The 17,439-nt window shown below is 67.3% G+C and carries 17 protein-coding genes; 16 read left to right on the forward strand and 1 reads right to left on the reverse strand.

From position 1 onward, the window contains the following. Window positions 1-163: 163 nt before the first annotated feature. From IP92_RS04000 to IP92_RS04075, 16 genes are all read left to right on the forward strand, one after another. On the forward strand, window positions 164-3,154 hold the full coding sequence (locus tag IP92_RS04000; protein WP_145873188.1) for an ExeM/NucH family extracellular endonuclease: 2,991 nt from the start codon (window positions 164-166) through the stop codon (window positions 3,152-3,154). Between the two features lie 15 nt (window positions 3,155-3,169). After that, window positions 3,170-3,820: an NF038129 family PEP-CTERM protein gene (locus tag IP92_RS04005; RefSeq protein WP_145873189.1), complete on the forward strand. Its 651-nt coding sequence runs from the start codon at window positions 3,170-3,172 to the stop codon at window positions 3,818-3,820. Between the two features lie 188 nt (window positions 3,821-4,008). Continuing rightward, entirely contained in the window at window positions 4,009-4,677 is a 669-nt protein-coding gene (locus tag IP92_RS04010; RefSeq protein WP_145873190.1) for a winged helix-turn-helix domain-containing protein, read from the forward strand. Further along, window positions 4,646-5,404 (forward strand): LuxR C-terminal-related transcriptional regulator, encoded by a 759-nt coding sequence (locus IP92_RS04015; RefSeq protein ID WP_229418607.1) that lies wholly within the window; start codon window positions 4,646-4,648, stop codon window positions 5,402-5,404. The genes IP92_RS04010 and IP92_RS04015 overlap by 32 nt, the downstream gene beginning before the upstream one ends. A gap of 184 nt (window positions 5,405-5,588) precedes the next feature. Then, on the forward strand, window positions 5,589-6,017 hold the full coding sequence (gene gspG, locus IP92_RS04020; RefSeq protein ID WP_229418608.1) for a type II secretion system major pseudopilin GspG: 429 nt from the start codon (window positions 5,589-5,591) through the stop codon (window positions 6,015-6,017). A gap of 16 nt (window positions 6,018-6,033) precedes the next feature. Further along, window positions 6,034-7,218 carry a type II secretion system F family protein gene (locus tag IP92_RS04025; protein WP_145873192.1) on the forward strand — a complete coding sequence of 395 codons (1,185 nt, stop codon included), beginning with the start codon at window positions 6,034-6,036 and terminating at the stop codon, window positions 7,216-7,218. Beyond that, window positions 7,215-8,912 carry a GspE/PulE family protein gene (locus tag IP92_RS04030; protein WP_145873193.1) on the forward strand — a complete coding sequence of 566 codons (1,698 nt, stop codon included), beginning with the start codon at window positions 7,215-7,217 and terminating at the stop codon, window positions 8,910-8,912. The genes IP92_RS04025 and IP92_RS04030 overlap by 4 nt, the downstream gene beginning before the upstream one ends. Next, window positions 8,905-9,714 (forward strand): hypothetical protein, encoded by an 810-nt coding sequence (locus IP92_RS04035; protein ID WP_145873194.1) that lies wholly within the window; start codon window positions 8,905-8,907, stop codon window positions 9,712-9,714. Before IP92_RS04030 ends, IP92_RS04035 begins: the two co-directional genes overlap by 8 nt. After that, complete coding sequence (locus tag IP92_RS04040) at window positions 9,711-10,256, forward strand: PilN family protein (RefSeq protein WP_145873195.1); 546 nt, start codon at window positions 9,711-9,713, stop codon at window positions 10,254-10,256. The genes IP92_RS04035 and IP92_RS04040 overlap by 4 nt, the downstream gene beginning before the upstream one ends. Further along, on the forward strand, window positions 10,253-10,801 hold the full coding sequence (locus tag IP92_RS04045; protein ID WP_145873196.1) for a hypothetical protein: 549 nt from the start codon (window positions 10,253-10,255) through the stop codon (window positions 10,799-10,801). Before IP92_RS04040 ends, IP92_RS04045 begins: the two co-directional genes overlap by 4 nt. A gap of 28 nt (window positions 10,802-10,829) precedes the next feature. Next, window positions 10,830-11,402 (forward strand): hypothetical protein, encoded by a 573-nt coding sequence (locus IP92_RS30100; RefSeq protein ID WP_199271821.1) that lies wholly within the window; start codon window positions 10,830-10,832, stop codon window positions 11,400-11,402. After that, window positions 11,399-13,411, forward strand: a complete 2,013-nt coding sequence (locus IP92_RS04055) for a secretin GspD/PilQ domain-containing protein (RefSeq protein WP_229418609.1) — start codon at window positions 11,399-11,401, stop codon at window positions 13,409-13,411. The genes IP92_RS30100 and IP92_RS04055 overlap by 4 nt, the downstream gene beginning before the upstream one ends. Beyond that, the gene (locus IP92_RS04060) at window positions 13,411-13,896 is read left to right on the forward strand and encodes a type II secretion system protein (RefSeq protein WP_145873198.1); all 486 of its coding nucleotides are present in this window, start codon (window positions 13,411-13,413) and stop codon (window positions 13,894-13,896) included. The genes IP92_RS04055 and IP92_RS04060 overlap by 1 nt, the downstream gene beginning before the upstream one ends. Continuing rightward, window positions 13,890-14,270 (forward strand): type II secretion system protein, encoded by a 381-nt coding sequence (locus tag IP92_RS04065; RefSeq protein WP_145873199.1) that lies wholly within the window; start codon window positions 13,890-13,892, stop codon window positions 14,268-14,270. Before IP92_RS04060 ends, IP92_RS04065 begins: the two co-directional genes overlap by 7 nt. Window positions 14,271-14,406: 136 nt before the next feature. Next, window positions 14,407-15,036 carry a type II secretion system protein gene (locus IP92_RS04070; RefSeq protein ID WP_229418610.1) on the forward strand — a complete coding sequence of 210 codons (630 nt, stop codon included), beginning with the start codon at window positions 14,407-14,409 and terminating at the stop codon, window positions 15,034-15,036. A gap of 204 nt (window positions 15,037-15,240) precedes the next feature. Further along, window positions 15,241-15,723, forward strand: a complete 483-nt coding sequence (locus IP92_RS04075; protein WP_145873200.1) for an FxDxF family PEP-CTERM protein — start codon at window positions 15,241-15,243, stop codon at window positions 15,721-15,723. A 75-nt stretch (window positions 15,724-15,798) separates the two neighbouring features. Here IP92_RS04075 and murJ read toward each other — a convergent pair whose 3' ends face one another. Beyond that, window positions 15,799-17,349, reverse strand: a complete 1,551-nt coding sequence (gene murJ, locus IP92_RS04080; RefSeq protein WP_145873201.1) for a murein biosynthesis integral membrane protein MurJ — start codon at window positions 17,347-17,349, stop codon at window positions 15,799-15,801. Between the last annotated feature and the right edge of the window lie 90 nt (window positions 17,350-17,439).

The raw sequence follows: 17,439 nt of genomic DNA on the forward strand, positions 1-17,439 counted from the left end.
CGAACACGACAATTTCTGACGGGGAATTACAATTTTGGCAGCGCAGTTGTGTGTTTGCATCGCCGATTGAGCCGAACGGCTCAACGGGCTGTCATCACCGGGTCATATCGATTCGATAATATGTGGTTAGCAACATTGGTTCATTTTGAATAACAGGGATACCATGATCAAACACCCAACCCCGGGCCGCCCCACGCTGATCGCCGCCACCTTGGCGGCACTGCTGGCGGGCCTGTCCGCGCCCGCGCTGGCCGCGTCCGACGTCGTCATCAGCCAGGTCTATGGCGGCGGCGGCAACAGCGGCGCGACGCTGCGCTCCGACTTCATCGAGTTGTTCAACCGGGGGAACGTCCCTGTTACCCTGAACAACTGGAGCGTGCAATACACGAGCGTGGGCGGCGGCACGTGGCAGGTCACGACCATCCCGAACGTCACGCTGCAACCGGGCCAGTACTACCTGATCCAGGAAGCCACTGGCAGCGGCGGCACGGTCGCCCTGACGCCGGACCGGACGGGCACGATTCCGATGTCGGGCAGCGGCGGCAAGGTCGCGCTGGTCAACACGACGACGGCACTCTCCGGTACCGCGCCAAACAGCGGCACGCTGGTCGACCTGGTGGGTTGGGGGGATGCCGGCTACTTCGAGGGCGCCGGCGCGGCTGGCGGCACGGGCAACACGACCGCCGCGCTGCGTCTTGAAGATGGCTGCACGGACTCGGACAACAACAAGCTCGATTTTGAAATCAAGGCCCCCACGCCGCGCAACACCAGCGCGCCGCTGCGCGCCTGCAACGGGCCGGTCGAGAAACCGATCGTCGCGAAATGCCCGGCCAGCATCGGCATCGCGCAAGGGTATGCGGGCGGGCGCACGTTGACCGCGAGCGACGCGGACAGCGTCGTCAACGCGGCCAGCATCACGGCCGGCGGCGTGCCCGGCATCGCGCTGGCCGGCTTCGCGCCGGCGGGCGGCGAGGGCGCCAGTGCGTCGGTACGGCTGGAGGTGGGCGCCGGCGTCCCGCTCGGCACCTACCCGGTTACCGTGCGATTCGCCAACGACGAGGCGCAGGAAACCAGCTGCAACGTGAACATCGTCGTGCAGACGCTGGCACCCGTGACCCACACGATCCCGCAGATCCAGGGCAGCGGCGCCACGAGCCCGGACGTGAACACGGTGCAGACCACGGAAGGCATCGTCACGGCCAAGGTCGCCGGCGGCTTCTTCCTGCAGGACGCGAACGGCGACGGCGATCCCGCCACGTCGGACGGCCTGTTCGTCTATGACGCGGCGGCGGCCGACGGCGTCGCGGTCGGCCAGCGCGTGCGTGCGACCGGCAAGATCACCGAATACACGCCGGGCGGCGCGAACCGCTCGTACACCGAAATGCAGGACGTCACGTTCGCGCCGGCGCTGTCGTCCGGCCACAGCGTCGCGCCGACCAACATCACGCTGCCCAATACGCGCCTGGACCAGGTCGAAGCGATGCTGGTGCGCTTCACGAGCCCGCTGACGGTGACGATGACGGATTACCTGGGCACGCGCGGCGAACTGTCGCTGTCGTCCGGCCGCCTGGAAACCCCGACGAATCGCTATGCGCCGCGCACCGCGGAGGCCAACGCGCTGGCCGCCGCGAACGCGGCCAACCTGATCGTGCTGGACGACGGCCTGTTCAGTGCGCCGCCAGTGATTCCGTACATCGGCGAAGGCCAGACGGTGCGCGCGGGCGACCTCGTGCATGACCTGACGGGCGTCATCGATTTCGGCTCGCTCGGTGCCGGCGGTGCCGGCTTCAAGCTGCAGCCGACGGCTACCCCGGCGATCACGCGCGACAACCCGCGCGAAGACGCCCCGAGCCTGCCGGCCGGGAACGTCAAGGTCGCCAGCGCGAACGTGCTGAACTTCTTCACGACGTTCACCGACGGCACCACCGCGTTCGGCGAATCGAACCAGGGCTGCACTGTCGGCAGTTCCACGAGCCGGGGCAATTGCCGCGGTGCCGACAACCTGAACGAGTTCACCCGCCAGCGCGCCAAGATCGTCGCCGAGCTGAAGGGAATCGATGCGGACGTGGTCGGCCTGATGGAGATCCAGAACAACGGCGACATCGCTGTCAGCCACCTGGTCGACAGCCTGAACGCGGCGTACGGCTCGGCCGTCTACGCCGTCGTGCCGAAGCCCGTCGCAACAGGCACCGATGCGGTGCGGGTCGCGATGATTTACAAGCCGGGTACGCTGACCCTGGTCGGCGGTGCGCTGGCCGATGCCGATTCGATCAACAACCGTCCGCCGATGGCGCAGACCTTCCGCGCTGCCAACGGCGAGAAGTTCTCGCTGATCGTCAACCACCTGAAGTCTAAGGGCAGCTGCCCATCCGGCACGGGCAGTGACGCGGACAATGGCGATGGCCAGGGCTGCTGGAACGCGACCCGGGTGCGGCAGGCCCAGCGCCTCGTCAACACGTTCGTGCCGCAGGTGCAGGCGGCCGCTGGCGACAGCGACGTGCTGCTGGTCGGCGACATGAACTCGTACGGCATGGAAGATCCGATCGCCGCGATCACGGCGCAGGGCTTCGTCAACCAGCTCGAACGCTTCGTACGCCCGGTGACGCTGCCGTACTCTTACGTGTTCGGCCATGCGGCCGGCTACCTCGACCACGCGCTGGCCAGCGCGTCGCTGAGCCGCCAGGTGGCCGGGGCCGCCGAATGGCACGTCAATGCGGACGAGCCGGAAGTGATCGACTACAACACGGACGGCAAGCCGCAGGACCTGTACACGCCGCTGCCTTACCGCGCGTCGGACCACGACCCGGTCGTCGTCAGCCTGGCGCTGGCACCTTCCTACACGGACGTGACGGGCAGCGTGCAGATCACCGTCTCGGGCACGACCTACAACCGTGCCACGCAGCAGTTCACCGGCACGATCAAGCTGGTGAACACGTCGGGTGCGGCGCTGACCGGTCCGCTGCAGGTGGTACTGCAAGGACTGACGTCCGGCGTCACGCTTGCAAACAGCGGCGGCAGCAAGGACGGCTCTCCTTATGTCACGCTCGCACAGGACCTGGCGCCCGGCGCCGCGGCGGTCGTTCCCGTCACGTTCAACAATCCGGCCAAGGTCAACATGAGCTACACGACCAAGGTTTACAGCGGCACTTTCTAAGTTAGGATCGGTACCATGTTCGCACCCAAGTTCTCCCTGCGCAGCGCCATCGCCGCGCTTGCCCTGGCCCTCGCGGCCGGCCATGCCGCGGCCGACACGACGCTGGCCGTGTCGATCGACACGAGCGCCTTCGGCACCGACGGCTGGCTGGACTTCCAGTTCAACCCGGCCAGCAACGGCGCCGCGCTGCCGGCCACCGTCACGCTGACGAACTTCGTCGGCTTCGACGCGGCGGCCGATGTCGTCACCGCCGGCCAGGTCAGCGGCTCGCTGGCCGCCGGCTACGTGCTCGGCAACGGCGATTCGTGGAACGACCTGTTCCACGCCGTGCAGTACGGCGGCCGCGTGCTCAGCTTCAACGTCACGTTCTCCGGCGCCGGCGCGCCGGACGCCAGCTTGGCCACGTCCGTGTTCTCGGTGTCGGCCTACGCGGCGGACCAGACGACGCCGCTCGGCGCGTCGATGGACCCGAGCGCCGCACTGGCGTCGATCACGTGGACGCCGGCCGACGTGGCCGGCGGCGCCGGCACCGTGACGCCGGAGGTCTACTCGATCGCGGCCAGCGTGACGGCCGTGCCGGAACCGTCCTCGTGGATGATGCTGGGTATCGGCGCGATGCTCGTCGCCGGCGCCGCCCGCCGCAAGGCCGTTTCGCGCCTGGGCTGACACGGCCCAGCGCGCCGATGCGCGCACGCCACACCGCGCCCGCCGCGTCCGCTGGACCGGCGGGCGTTTTCGTTGGTGTGTCGCCAGATATAGTCGGACAAACTATCAATCGATAAGAAAAATCGTATTGGCCTGGACAGCCACGCTTCGTGCATAGTTAAATTTGCTTTTCAATTTGTCACGCGACCATGGCTTCCCAGGTCCTCCTCATCGACAGCGATCCGTCCGTCCACCAGGTGCTGGGACATAACCTGCGCCAGGCGGGCCATGCCGTGTGCGGGACGCTTGATGCGGCCGGTGCGCTGGCATTGATCGACGCGGCGCCGCCGGACATCGTGCTGCTGGAATGGGACCTGCCGGACGAGTCGGGCCTGGCATTGATCCGGCGCCTGCGTGCCGTCGGCGCGACGGCCGAACTGCCGCTGATCATGATCGCCGCCCGCGCCGCCGAGCAGGACAAGGTGCTGGCGCTGGAGGCGGGGGCGGACGATTACCTGACCAAGCCTTTCGGCGTGCGCGAGGCGCTGGCGCGGGTGCATGCCGTGCTGCGGCGGCGCCGGCCCGCACCGGCCGCCGGCCTGCGCATCGATCCCGGCACGCAGCGCGTGATGGCGGGCACCCGGCACATCGCGCTGGGCCGCGTCGAATTCCGCCTGCTGAACTTCCTGATGCAGCATCCGCAGCGTGTGCATACGCGCTCGCAGCTGCTCGATCACGTGTGGGGCATCGATGCCTACCTCGACGAACGCACCGTCGACGCCCACGTGGGGCGGCTGCGCAGCGCGCTGCAGCCATGCGGCTACGACGATCACATCGAGACGGTGCGTGGCAGCGGCTACCGCTTCGTTCCCGCTTGAGATGGACGGGCTCGTCATCCTGACCCGGCAGGAGCAGGAGTACCTGCTGCATGCGATCGAGTCGAGCCTCGAGCTCGCCGAGTTGCGCGAGCTGTTCCTGTGGGCGCAGGGGCAGTTGCAAGCCGTGCTGCCGCACCGGATGCTCGTCTGCATGCAGTTGGGGCCGGATGGGGACGTGGTGCGTGCCGAGCTGCTGCACGCCGGCGCGCCGGCGCCGGCCCTGGCCGATGCGTTGTGCGCACGGAGCGAAGGGCTGGCACACGCGGTGCTGCGGCGCTGGCAGCGCGAAGGCGCGCTGCCGCTGGCGCTGTCCGCCGGTGCCGGTGCGGAGGAAGGCCGCCTGGCAGCGCTGGGCATCGGCAACCTGCTGGCGCACGGCAGCGGCCCGCTGCCCGGCGGCGCCACGTTCTTCATCGCCTGCGACATCCCCGCGGGGCCGGACAGCCGGCATGCCCATTTCCTGCGCCTGCTGCTGCCGCACCTGCATGTGGCGCTGCTGCGACTGGCGGCCGGGGTGCCGGTGCTGCGGGCGCTGTCGCCGCGCGAGGCGCAGGTACTGCGATGGTTGCGCGAAGGCAAGAACAACGAAGAAATCGGCCGTATCCTTGGCATCAGTCCGCTGACGGTGAAAAACCATTTGCGGCGGCTGTACCGTGCGCTCGGCGTCGGCAATCGCGCCCATGCGGTGGCCCGCAGCGCGGCGCTGCGCTGGCCCCTTGCAGGGTGAAACGAGCGTTGCAAATTGCTCAAGTAGCATGCCCGCTGTCAATCGAAAACTGAACAGTGCAAGGGCAGGCCGCCAGCGATGCAACGTCTCAAGAAAAAATTGTCTAAACCTTAAATGGCATGGTAGCCTTCACCGTCAATTCGGCAATCGGAGGTTGGTTCGGATGCACGCGGTTAAGTGGTCAGTGAAGTGGTTCAGAGGATGTCGGCGCGAGCGTGGCTTCACGCTGCTCGAGCTGCTTGTGGTGATCGTCATCATCGGGCTGCTGGCGGCCTATGTCGGTCCCAAATATTTCTCCCAGCTGGGCAAGTCGGAAGTGACGGTGGCGAAGGCGCAGATCGAAGCCTTCGAGAAGTCGCTCGACACGTACCGGCTCGACGTGGGCCGTTATCCGACCACGGAAGAAGGCCTGGGCGCGCTGTTGACGGCGCCGGCCACGGCGGGCGCGAAATGGAACGGCCCCTACCTGAAGAAAGGCGTGCCGCCGGATCCATGGGGCCGCCCGTACCAGTACAAGGCGCCAGGCACGCGCGGCGACTACGAGATCACTTCCCTGGGCAAGGACGGCCAGCCGGGCGGTTCCGGCGACAACGCCGACATTACTTCGCAGTAACCGCAGCCGCATTCCCATGCAGTTCGACGTCCGCACTCTGTCGCCGGAAATGGTGATCGGCCACATCGTGGTCGATGGCCGCGACGAGGCCGACGCGCGCCGGCAGGTCGAGGCGCGCGGCCTGTTCGTCAGCGCCATCCACCCGGTGCGCGGCGCACTGCGGCGCGGTAAAGGCAAAGCGTTGTCGCTGGTGCTGTTCAGCCAGGAACTGCTGGCGCTGTTGAACGCAGGTCTCGGCATCGTCGAAGCGCTCGAAGCGCTGCTGGAAAAGGAATCCGGCCCGGGCACCCGCAGCGTGCTGGAACGGCTGCTCGGGGGCTTGCGCGAAGGGCAGCGCTTCTCGACGGTGCTGGCCGAACAGCCGCAATTGTTCCCGCCGCTGTACGTGGGGATCGTGCGCGCGGCCGAAGGCACCAGCGACCTGCCGCGTTCGCTGTCCCGCTATATCGACTACCAGCAGCGGATCGACATCGTGCGTGCGAAGATCGTCTCCGCCGCGATCTATCCCTGCATCCTGTTGCTGGTGGGGGGCGGCGTGTCGATGTTCCTGATCGGCTACGTCGTGCCGCGCTTTGCCGAGGTGTACCAGGGCGCCGGGCGCAACCTGCCGTGGCTGTCGCAAGTGATGCTGTCGTGGGGCCAGTTCGCCGGCCAGCATGCCGGCAGCCTGGCGATCGGCTTCGCGCTGGCGCTGGCCGCCGCGATCACGGCGGTGCGCCGCATGATGGCGAACGGCGGCCTGGTGCGGCTGCTGGGACGGCTGCCCGGAATCGGCGAGCGGGTTCGCATCTACGAGCTGTCGCGGCTGTACCTGACGCTGGGCATGCTGACCGAAGGGGGCATCACGATCGTCCAGGCGATCGAGACGGTGCAGGGCATGGTGTCGGCCAACGTCAAGAGCGGCCTGCGGCTGGCCAAGCAGGCGGTGGAGGCGGGCTTGCCGCTGTCCACCGCGTTCGAGGCCAACGGCCTGACGACGCCGATCTCGCTGCGCATGCTGCGCGTGGGCGAGCGGACCGGCGACATGGGGCCGATGCTGACGCAATCGGCCGCCTTTTACGACGGCGAAATCAGCCGCTGGATCGACCGTTTCACGCGCACCTTCGAGCCGTTGCTGATGGCCGGCATCGGCCTCATCGTGGGCGCCATCGTGGTATTGCTGTATATGCCGATTTTTGACCTTGCCGGAGAAATGTCGTGAACGATCCGGCCATCCGCCCCGTCATCGATGCTGCGTTGCTGGCACGGGCGCGGGCCGCCCAGGTACAGTCCAAGCGTACCCTGGTCGAGGAACTGGAAGCCCTGTCCGGCATGGAGCCGCGGCTCGTCGTGCGCGCACTGGCGCAGCCGTTTGGCCTGGCCGTGCTGGAGACCGTCGAGATGCTGGCGTTCACGCCGGCGTTCGACCTGCTGCCGCTGTCGCAGGCGATGGCGCGCAAATGCGTGCTGCTGCGCACCGGCGAAGGCGTGCCGGTCGGCGTGATCGCCGATCCGTTCGACCTGGACCTGCAAACGTGGCTGTCGGCCCAGGCCAAGGCCACGCCGCACGCGCCGCTGCAGATGCGCCTGGCGCTGCAGGCCGATATCGCCGCCTACCTGTCGAAGCAGGAAGAGTCGGCGCGCGCGACGGACAGCGTGCTGCCCGGTGGCGACAACAGCCGCAAGGACGGCAAGACGGCCGCGGTGCTGTCGTTCGCGTCCGTCTCGGAAGCGGCCAGCCCCGCCGTGCGCCTCGTGAACTCGACCTTGTACGATGCGCTGAAGGCCGGCGCCTCGGACATCCACATCGAGAGCACGGCAGGCGGCCTGGCCGTCAAGTACCGGGTCGACGGCGTGCTCGATCACGCCACCGCCGTCGGCGGCGTCGAGATCGCCGAGCAGATCATCTCGCGCCTGAAGGTGCTGGCCGAGCTGGACATCGCCGAGCGGCGCGTGCCGCAGGATGGCAGTTTCCGGGTCGAGTCGGGCGGCCGCGAGATCGACCTGCGCGTCTCGATCATGCCCAGCATTCACGGCGAGGATGCCGTCATCCGTATTCTCGACAAGCGCGCGATGATCGAATCGTACGGCTCGCTGTCGCTGGAAGCGCTGGGCTTTGACGCGCCGTCGCTGGCGACACTCCGCACGCTGGCGCAGGAAGCGTACGGCATGCTGCTGGTGACGGGGCCGACGGGTTCCGGCAAGACGACGACGTTGTACGCGGCGCTGACCGAGATCCACAACGGCCGCGAGAAGATCATCACGATCGAAGACCCGGTCGAGTACCAGCTGCCGGGCATCCTGCAGATTCCCGTCAACGAGAAGAAGGGCCTGACGTTCGCGAAAGGCCTGCGCTCGATCCTGCGCCACGATCCGGACAAGATCATGGTCGGCGAGATCCGCGACCGCGAGACGGCGGAAATCGCCGTGCAGTCCGCGCTGACGGGCCACCTGGTGTTGACGACCGTCCACGCCAACAACGTGTTCGACGTGTTCGGCCGCTTCACGCACATGGGCATCGACCCGTACGCCTTTGTCTCAGCGCTGAACGGCATTTGGGCGCAGCGCCTGGTGCGCATCAACTGCCCGCATTGCGCGGCGGACTACACGCCGGACGACGAGGAGCTGGCCAGTGCCGGCCTGTCCCGCGCCGACGTGTTCGATTACCAGTTCAAGGCGGGCAAGGGCTGCGGGGATTGCCGCGGCACCGGCTACAAGGGGCGCCGCTCGATCGCCGAGATCCTGACCTTGAACGACGAGATCCGCGAGCTGATCGTCGAGAAGCGGCCGATCCGGCAGATCAAGCAGGCCGCGTATGCGAACGGCACGCGCAGCCTGCGCCAGGCGGCGCTGGAAGTCGTCAAGCGGGGCGGTACGACTCTGGCCGAGATCAAGCGGGTGACCCTGCATGCGTAACCTGCTCGGCCCCACGTTGCGGCTCGGCGTGTCCGCTGCCGCCGTCAGCCTGCTGGCCGCTTCGCGCTGGCGTCCCGACGACGTCAAGGTGCTGGCCGAGCAGCCGCTGGCCACGCCCGGCATTGCCGCCGTTGGCGCGGCGCTGCATGCGCTGCTGGAAGGGCAGGACGTCGCGAACCGCGCGGTGTCCGTCGTGCTGGCCGATGAACTGTGCAGGCTGTGGCAGGTCGTGCCGCCGCCGCAGGCCGCCCGGCTGGCCGACATCGAGGCAGCCGCCGCGTTGCGCTTCCATGCGTTGTACGGCGAGGCGCCGGGCGCCTGGCAGCTCACCGCCGACTGGCACGCCAAGGAGCCGTTCTTCGCGGCCGCCGTGCCGCGCGTGCTGCTGGCCGCGATCGGCCAGGTGGCGAACGACGCCCGCCTGCACGTCGTGCAGGTGGTGCCGCACTTTGTCACCGCGTGGAACCGCTGGTGCCGCGCGATCCGCCCGGGCGCCTGGTTCGGCCAGCTGCACGACAACCTGCTGACGGTGGCGGCGATCGACGGCGGCCGGCTGTGCGCCGTGCGCGCCTTGCAGGTGCCGCATGGCGCCGACCATTACTGGCTGACGCAGATGCTGCAGCGCGAGGCGCTGTTGCTGGGCCTCGCATTGCCGGAGCGCCTGCAGCTGTGCGGCGCCGTGCCGGCGGCGCTGCAGAAGGGCGCCGGCGAGGGGCAGGTGCCGGTGCTGCGCCTGGATGCGGGGCAGGGCGACGCGCTGTCCGCCGCGAGCCGGCTGGCTTTTGCGGGGAGTACGCCATGAAGCCGATGCGCATCGATTTTGCGGCCCCCACGTGGCGGCGCGCGCTGTACCGCCTGCATCCGGGCCTGCTTGTCGCCGGCATTGCCGGCATCGCACTGTGCGCCGGCGGCATCTGGCTGGCCACACAGATGGCCGAGCAGCGCGCCGTGCGTGAGCAGCAGCTGGAACGGTTGCAAGCGCGCCAGGCCGCGCTGTCGAAAGCCCCGCGGCCCGTTACCGCGGTGGTGATTCCGGAGGCGCAGGCCAACGCGGTGAATGCCGCCGTGCTGCAGCTGAACGTGCCGTGGCGCGAGCTGGAAGACGCGCTGGGCTCCGCGACGCCGGCCAATATCGCGCTGCTGGCGCTGGACCCGGACCCGCGCAAACGGATCCTGAAAATCACGGCCGAGGCCAGGAACAGCGACGACATGGTGGGCTATGTGCAGGTGTTGAAGCAGCAGGAGTTCTTCGCGGCCGCGGCGCTGGTGCGCCACGAGATCGGCGAGCAGGACCCGAATCACCCGATCCGCTTCCAGGTCGAAGTGCAGTGGGGGGCGCGATGAAGGACATCCAGCTCGCTCCGCTGGTGCTGGCCGTGCGGCTGTTCGCGCTGCGCGCCGGTGCAGCCGCCTGCGTTGCCGTGGCGCTGCTGCTCGCGGGCGTGGCCACGTGGGCCTGGCTGTTGCCGCAGCGGGCCGCGCTGCAGCAGGAACTGGCGCGGCCGCTGCCGGCGCCGTCCACGCTCGTGCAGGCGCCGCCGCCGCCCACCGCGAACGAAAACCTGTCGCTGTTCTACGCCACGCTGGGCGAGAAGCGCCATGCGGAACAGCAGGTCAAGACGCTGTTCGACCTGGCGGCGAAAGCGGGCCTGACGCTCGCCCATGGCGAATACAAGTTCGGCTACGACAAGGCCAGCCGCGTCACGACCTATCAGATCGCATTGCCCGTGAAGGGCACGTACAACAATATCTGGCAGTTCGCGCTGCAGGTGCTGGCCGACGTGCCGTTCGCCGCCCTCGACGAAGTAAGCTTTCGCCGCGACACGATCGCCGAGGCCAATGTGGAGGCGCGGCTGCGCTTCACGCTGTACCTGAAGGATGCGCCATGACGGCCCGCATGGAAGCGAGGATCGCGCGATGAAGCGGCGTCACGTCCTGATGGGGGCCGGGCTGGCGGTTGCGGCCGCGCTGGTGATCTTTGGCGACAACCGGCCCACGGCCGACGTCGCCGAGCCGGTCGAACGCGCCAATGCGCCGGCCGCGGCGAAGCCCGCGCCCACGCCGGTCGCACGCAGCGAGCGCACGGATCGCGCCGCTGCCGCGGGCGAATCGGCCGCCATCCTACGCCTGGTACCGCGGGCCGAGTTGATCGGCGCGACCGGGGAGGGCGCGTTCAAGGGAGCGGGGGGCGTGTTCCAGGGCCAGAACTGGAATCCGCCGCCACCAGCGCCGCCGCCCGCGCCGAGCGGCCCGCCGCCACCACCACCGGCGCCGACCGCACCGCCGCTGCCGTTCACGGTACTGGGCAAAGGGCTCGCGGACGGCGCCTGGGAAGTGTATCTGGCGCGCCCCGACCGCACCTACGTGGTGAAGGTGGGGACCGTCATCGACGGCATGTACCGCATCGACGCCATCGCGCCGCCGACGCTGACGATCACTTATTTGCCCCTCAACCAGGTGCAACAGCTAAACATTGGAGTCATCGATTGAACACGCACTTTGTCCGCGGCCGGGTGCGCCGCGTGCTGACGCTGTCCGTACTGGCGCTTGCGCTGGCGGGCTGCGCGGCCCAGATGGCCTATCGAGACGGTCGCGACCTGATCGAGAAGGACCAGATCGAGGCGGGCTTGTTGAAGCTGCAGGAAGCGATCGCCAAGGACCCCGGCAATGCGCAGTACCGCGCCGCCTACCTGCAGGCGCGCGACCGGGCGATCCTGCGCTACCTGGACCAGGCGGAGCGCCAGACGGCGGAAAACCAGCGTGAGCTGGCGCTGCAGAACGTGCAGCGCGTGCTGGCCCTGAACCCGCAGAACGAACGGGCGCGGATGGCGCTGCGCACGCTCGACATGACCGACCGCCACGACAAGCTGCTGGCCGATGCGACGGACCTCGTCGGCAAGAAGGAATACGAGCAGGCGCGGGCGAAGATCGACATGGTGCTGGCGGAGAAGCCCGACCAGCCGCGCGCCAGGCTGCTGCTGCGCGAGATCGCCGAGAAGAATCCGCCGAGCGGCGGCGAGACGGCGCTGGCGAAGGCCTACAAGCAGCCGATCACGATCGAGTTCCGCGACGCGCCGTTGAAGCAGGTGTTCGACGTGATCTCGCGCCGGTCAGGCCTGAACTTCGTGTTCGACAAGGACGTGAAGACCGATACGCGTACGACCATCATGCTGAAGAACAGCACCGTCGAATCGGCCGTGTACTACCTGTTGATGACGAACCAGCTGGAACAGCAGGTGATGGATGCGAACACGATCCTGATCTTCCCGAACATCGCGGCCAAGCTGAAGGAGTACCAGGAGACCGTCGTGAAGACGTTTTTCCTGGCGAACGCGGAAGCGAAGCTTGTCGCCAACACGCTGAAGACGATCCTGAAGTCGCGCGACGTCGTCGCCGACGAGAAGCTGAACCTCGTGATCATGCGCGACAACGCCGACGCCGTGCGGCTGGCCGAGAAGATCGTCGCCGTGCAGGACATGGCCGAGCCGGAGGTGATGCTGGAAGTGGAGATCCTCGAGATCAAGCGCAGCCGCCTGATGGACCTGGGTATCGCCTGGCCCACCAGCGCCACGCTGGCACCGCTGGTGACGAGCGACGGCGGCAAGGTTACGCTGTCCACGCTGGACAACCTGAACCGCCGCACGCTCAGCATCACCGGCATCAGCGCGACGGCCACGGCGAAGAAGACGGACACCGATTCGAACCTGTTGGCGAACCCGCGCATCCGCGTGCGCAACAAGGAGAAGGCGAAGATCCTGATCGGCGACAAGGTGCCCGTCATTACGAGCACGGTGTCGCCGGGCACCGCCGGCTTTGCGCAGGAGAGCGTCAGCTACGTCGACGTGGGCCTGACCCTGAATGCGGAACCGACGATCTACCTGAACAACGAGGTGGCGATCCGCATCTCGCTGGAGGTCTCGAACCTCGTCAGCAAGATCGAGACGAAGTCCGGTTCGACCGCGTACCAGATCGGCACGCGCCAGGCATCGACGATGCTGCAGCTGAAGGATGGCGAGAACCAGGTGCTGGCGGGCCTGATCAACAACGAGGAACGCACCGGCGGCGTCAAGGTGCCGGGCCTGGGCGACATCCCGCTGCTCGGCCGCCTGTTCGGCACCACCAACGACGACAGCCAGAAGACGGAGATCGTGCTGTCGATCACGCCGCACCTGGTGCGCAACCTGCAGCGCCCGGAAGCGCAGGCCACCGAGTTCTCGGCCGGCACCGAAGCGAACTTCCGCCGCAAGCCTGAGCTGTCCGTGCGCATGCCGGTCCCGTTGCCGCAGCGTGGCGCACCGGCACCGGCGGGGCCGCAGGCGCCGCAGCCGACGCCGCAGGAGCAGGGCATCCCGAGCAATGTGCCGTTGTCGACGTCGCAGCCAGGACCCGCGTCCAGCGTGACCCAGCAACCGGTGCAGGTGCTGCCGGTGACGCCGCCGCCTCCGACGGCGGTGCCGCCATCCGCCACCACGCCGCCTCCGCCGCCGCAGAACGATTGATGAACGCAGGGTATCGCCGCCGGCGTGGCTTCACGCTGATCGAACTGCTCGTTACCGTGGCCATCCTCGGCCTGCTGGCGGCGCTGGCGGTGCCGACGGTGCAGGTGACGGTGCAGCGCCGTAACGAGCAGGAACTGCGCACGGCGCTGTACCAGATCCGCAAGGCGATCGACGATTACAAGCAGGCCTACGACGACGGCCGCATCGCGAAGACGATCGGCAGCAACGGCTACCCGAAGACGCTGGAGACGCTGGTCGAAGGCGTGCCGGACCTGAAGAATCCGAAGCGCAGCAAGATCTTCTTCCTGCGCCGCATTCCGCGCGATCCGTTCGCCACCGACAGCGAGCTGTCGCCCGCGCAGACGTGGGGCAAGCGCAGCTATGCCAGCGAAGCGGAGGATCCGCGCGAAGGGGAAGACGTGTACGATGTATTTTCCAACTCCGACAAGGTGGGCCTGAACGGCATCCCCTATCGCAAATGGTGAACGCGCAAAAGAAGGGATTCACGCTGATCGAGCTCCTCGTCGTGCTCGGCATCATCGCGCTGCTGCTGACCCTGGCCGTGCCGCGCTACTTCCCCAGCGTGGACAAGACGAAGGAAACCATCCTCGCCGACAACCTGCGCAACACGCGTGCCGTGATCGACCAGTTCTATGGCGACACCGGGCGCTATCCGGAGTCGCTCGAGCAGCTCGTCGAGAAGAAATACCTGCGCGCGTTGCCCGTCGATCCGATCACGGAGCGCACGGACAGCTGGCAGCTGCTGCCGCCGGAAGACCCGGCGCAGGGCGGCATCGCCGACATCAAGAGCGGAGCACCGGGCAATGACAAGAGCGGCAGACCATATTCGGAGTGGTGAGCGGAGTGGTAAGCGGAGTGGTGAGCCGGGCGGTAAGCGGCCGGGCCGTGCCGGCGGCTTTACCTACGTCGGGCTCATCATCCTTGTCGCGATCATTGGGCTGGTAGCTGCGACGACGCTGCGGGTCGGCATCACGATGCAGCGTGCCCAGGCCGAGCGTGACCTGCTGCACATCGGCGAACAGTTCAGCGACGCGCTGCAAAGCTACGCGGCCGCGACGCCGGCCGGCCAGCCGCAGCAGCCGCCCACACTGAAGGAACTGCTGAAGGATCCGCGCTACCCAGGCATCAAGCGCCACCTGCGCAAGATCTTCGTCGACCCGCTAACGGGCAAGGCGGAGTGGGGCGTCATCTACATGGCGGACAACAAGGGCGTGCTGGGCATCTACAGCCTGTCGAAGGCCGCGCCAATCAAGGTCAGCAACTTCCCCGTCCGGTTCCAGGGATTCGACGGCAAGCAAAAGATTTCCGACTGGGTGTTCACGTACAACGGGCAGCCGCCACCGCCGCCGGGGCAATTGCCACCGAAGCCGGGTCAGCCCGGCACGCCTGCGCAGGCACCGGGAACCACCGCCCCGGGCGCGCCTGCCACGCCGCCTGCCGCGAATCCGCCATCGCCGATGACGGGTACGCCGCCTGCGCCGGCAGGCGAACCGGCCGAAAATCCTCCTGAAACGCCGCCGGAGCCGGGCCCCCCGGCCGAGCCGGTGGACACCGCGCCACCGCCTGCAACCCCCGAGCCACCGGAGCCGCCGGCCGACACGTGACGTCGGACGTTTCCGGAATCAGGCGTAGGACAATCAGTCAGTGTAGTGTAAGTGGAGTCGCAACAAGTGTTGATAATACAACAGTGCACATAAAAATTTTATAATGCAGAGGAGTTAACTTTCGATGCATTTATGTTATGATTTGTCTCAGCAGTTCAGCACTTACTGACCAGCGACCACAACTACTCTCACAAGGATAATGCTATGAAACTGAAAATTGCCGTTGCCTCCCTGCTGGCCGCCGCTTCGATGTCCGCATTTGCAGCAGACCAGACCGTCGGGCTGACCGTGGGTGGCGACAACTTCTTCAACAGCGTTTCGCTGCCTGGCGATGGCGTGCTGTCCGGTGGCAACGACGTGATCACGTTCGATGGCCTGGCACCCGGCCTGTACGACATCGTCATCACGATCAGCGGCCAGAACCTGGCATGGGATGCTGCTGCAACCACGCTGAACGGCCGTTACGGCGCATACGACGCCTCCGCTGGCCGCTTCAAGTTCCTGGGCATCGAGTCGACCGACATGTCCCCGTTCGTTCTGGACCTGGCAGGCACCGCTTTCGCTGGCGCCAAGTACAGCGGCGAAGTGACGGTTTCGGCAGTTCCGGAACCGACCACCTACGGCATGCTGCTGGGCGGCCTGGGCGTGATGGGCTTCCTGGCTCGCCGCAAAGCAAAGAAGGCGTAATTTCAGCTTTCAGGCAAAAAAAACCGCTGCCTCGGCAGCGGTTTTTTTTCGTCCGTACGTTCCAACGGTACGCGCTTACTTGCCTGTCCGGCGGAAGTCGCGCACCCGGAAGCCCAGCGCGAACAGCGCGCCGAAGTACACGGCGCCACAGACCGACACGACAAGCAGCAGCGCGCCCGCGCGCAGGAACGGATGGGGGCGCAGCGCGAGCCAGTCGAACTGCTGGGCGCCCAGCCAGGCGACGACGGCCATCACGGCCACCGCGATCAGCAGCTTGACGAAGAAGCGGGTCCAGCCCGGCAGCGGCCGGTAGACATCGCGCTTGCGCAAACCGATGAACAGGAAGGTCGCGTTGACGCAGGCGGCCAAGCCGATCGACAGCGCCAGGCCGGCCACCTCGATCAGGGGCACGAACACCAGGTTCATCAGCTGGGTGGCCACCAGCACGAGGAGGGCGATCTTGACCGGCGTGCGGATGTCCTGCTTTGCATAGAACGCGGGCGCCAGCGTCTTGACGAGGATGATGCCGACGAGGCCTGCGGCGTATGCGATCAGCGGCCGGGCCGACATCATCGCCGCTTCGTCCGTGAAGTGGCCATAGTGGAACAGCGTGGCGATCAGCGGCAGCGCCAGCACCGCGAGGCCGACGGCGGCCGGGATCGCCAGCAGGAACGTCAGCCGCAGGCCCCAGTCCAGCAGCGCCGAGTATTCCTCCGGGTCGCCGTCGACATTGGCCTTCGACAGGCTCGGCAGCAGGATCGTGCCCAGCGCCACACCGAGCAGGGCGGTCGGGAACTCCATCAAGCGGTCCGCATAGGTCAGCCACGAAATGCTGCCTTCCCGCAGGTGCGACGCGATGCTGGTGTTGATCATCAGGCTGATCTGCGCCGCCGACACGGCGAACACGGCCGGCCCCATCTTCTTCAGCACGCGGCGCACGCCCGGATCGTGCAGGCCGGCCGCGGGATTGATCGACAGCCGCGGCAGCATGCCGATCTTCACCAGCGCCGGGATCTGGATCGCCACCTGCAGGATGCCGCCGACGAACACGGCGATCGCCTGCGCATAGATCGGCTGTTCCAGCAGCGGCGCGAGGAACAGCGCACCGGCGATCAGCGACAGGTTCAGCAGGACCGGGGTGAACGCGGGGATCTTGAACTCGCGCCACGTATTCAGGATGCCGCCGGCCATCGCGACAAACGACATGCAGGCGATGTACGGGAACATCAGGCGCGTCATCCACACCGCCGCGTCGAATGCGCCGCCTTCCTGGGCGAGGCCGCCCGCGATCAGCCAGACGACCAGTGGCGCGCCGATGATGCCGAGTGCGCTGACGAGCAGCGTCGCCCAGACGAGGCAGTTGGCGACGTGGTCGGCCAGCGTCCGGCTGGCTTCCTGGCCCTCCTTGTTCTTGTATTCGGCCAGGATCGGCACGAACGCTTGCGAGAACGCGCCTTCGGCAAACAGCCGGCGCAGCAGGTTGGGGATGCGGAAGGCCACGTTGAAGGCGTCCGTATAGGCGCCGGCGCCGAAAGCCCGGGCAAACAGGCTTTCACGCAGCAGCCCGGTGACGCGCGACAGCATGGTCATGCTGGAGACGGCGGCAAGGGTTCTGAGCAGGTTCATGGGGCGTGATTATAGCGGCGCTGCCCCAGTGCAAGTCTTACAACGGCATGAAATATCGCACGCCACGCCGTGTGATTTCAGCAATGTTCT

This window comes from Pseudoduganella flava (assembly GCF_007830495.1).
Taxonomy (GTDB): Bacteria; Pseudomonadota; Gammaproteobacteria; order Burkholderiales; family Burkholderiaceae_D; genus Rugamonas; species Rugamonas flava.

Coding starts and splice junctions, on each gene's coding strand:
- IP92_RS04000 (WP_145873188.1), top strand. CDS start 164: ATGATCAAACACCCAACCCCGGGCCGCCCCACGCTGATCGCCGCCACC.
- IP92_RS04005 (WP_145873189.1), top strand. CDS start 3,170: ATGTTCGCACCCAAGTTCTCCCTGCGCAGCGCCATCGCCGCGCTTGCC.
- IP92_RS04010 (WP_145873190.1), top strand. CDS start 4,009: ATGGCTTCCCAGGTCCTCCTCATCGACAGCGATCCGTCCGTCCACCAG.
- IP92_RS04025 (WP_145873192.1), top strand. CDS start 6,034: ATGCAGTTCGACGTCCGCACTCTGTCGCCGGAAATGGTGATCGGCCAC.
- IP92_RS04035 (WP_145873194.1), top strand. CDS start 8,905: ATGCGTAACCTGCTCGGCCCCACGTTGCGGCTCGGCGTGTCCGCTGCC.
- IP92_RS04040 (WP_145873195.1), top strand. CDS start 9,711: ATGAAGCCGATGCGCATCGATTTTGCGGCCCCCACGTGGCGGCGCGCG.
- IP92_RS04045 (WP_145873196.1), top strand. CDS start 10,253: ATGAAGGACATCCAGCTCGCTCCGCTGGTGCTGGCCGTGCGGCTGTTC.
- IP92_RS30100 (WP_199271821.1), top strand. CDS start 10,830: ATGAAGCGGCGTCACGTCCTGATGGGGGCCGGGCTGGCGGTTGCGGCC.
- IP92_RS04060 (WP_145873198.1), top strand. CDS start 13,411: ATGAACGCAGGGTATCGCCGCCGGCGTGGCTTCACGCTGATCGAACTG.
- IP92_RS04065 (WP_145873199.1), top strand. CDS start 13,890: ATGGTGAACGCGCAAAAGAAGGGATTCACGCTGATCGAGCTCCTCGTC.
- IP92_RS04070 (WP_229418610.1), top strand. CDS start 14,407: ATGCAGCGTGCCCAGGCCGAGCGTGACCTGCTGCACATCGGCGAACAG.
- IP92_RS04075 (WP_145873200.1), top strand. CDS start 15,241: ATGAAACTGAAAATTGCCGTTGCCTCCCTGCTGGCCGCCGCTTCGATG.
- murJ (WP_145873201.1), bottom strand. CDS start 17,349: ATGAACCTGCTCAGAACCCTTGCCGCCGTCTCCAGCATGACCATGCTG.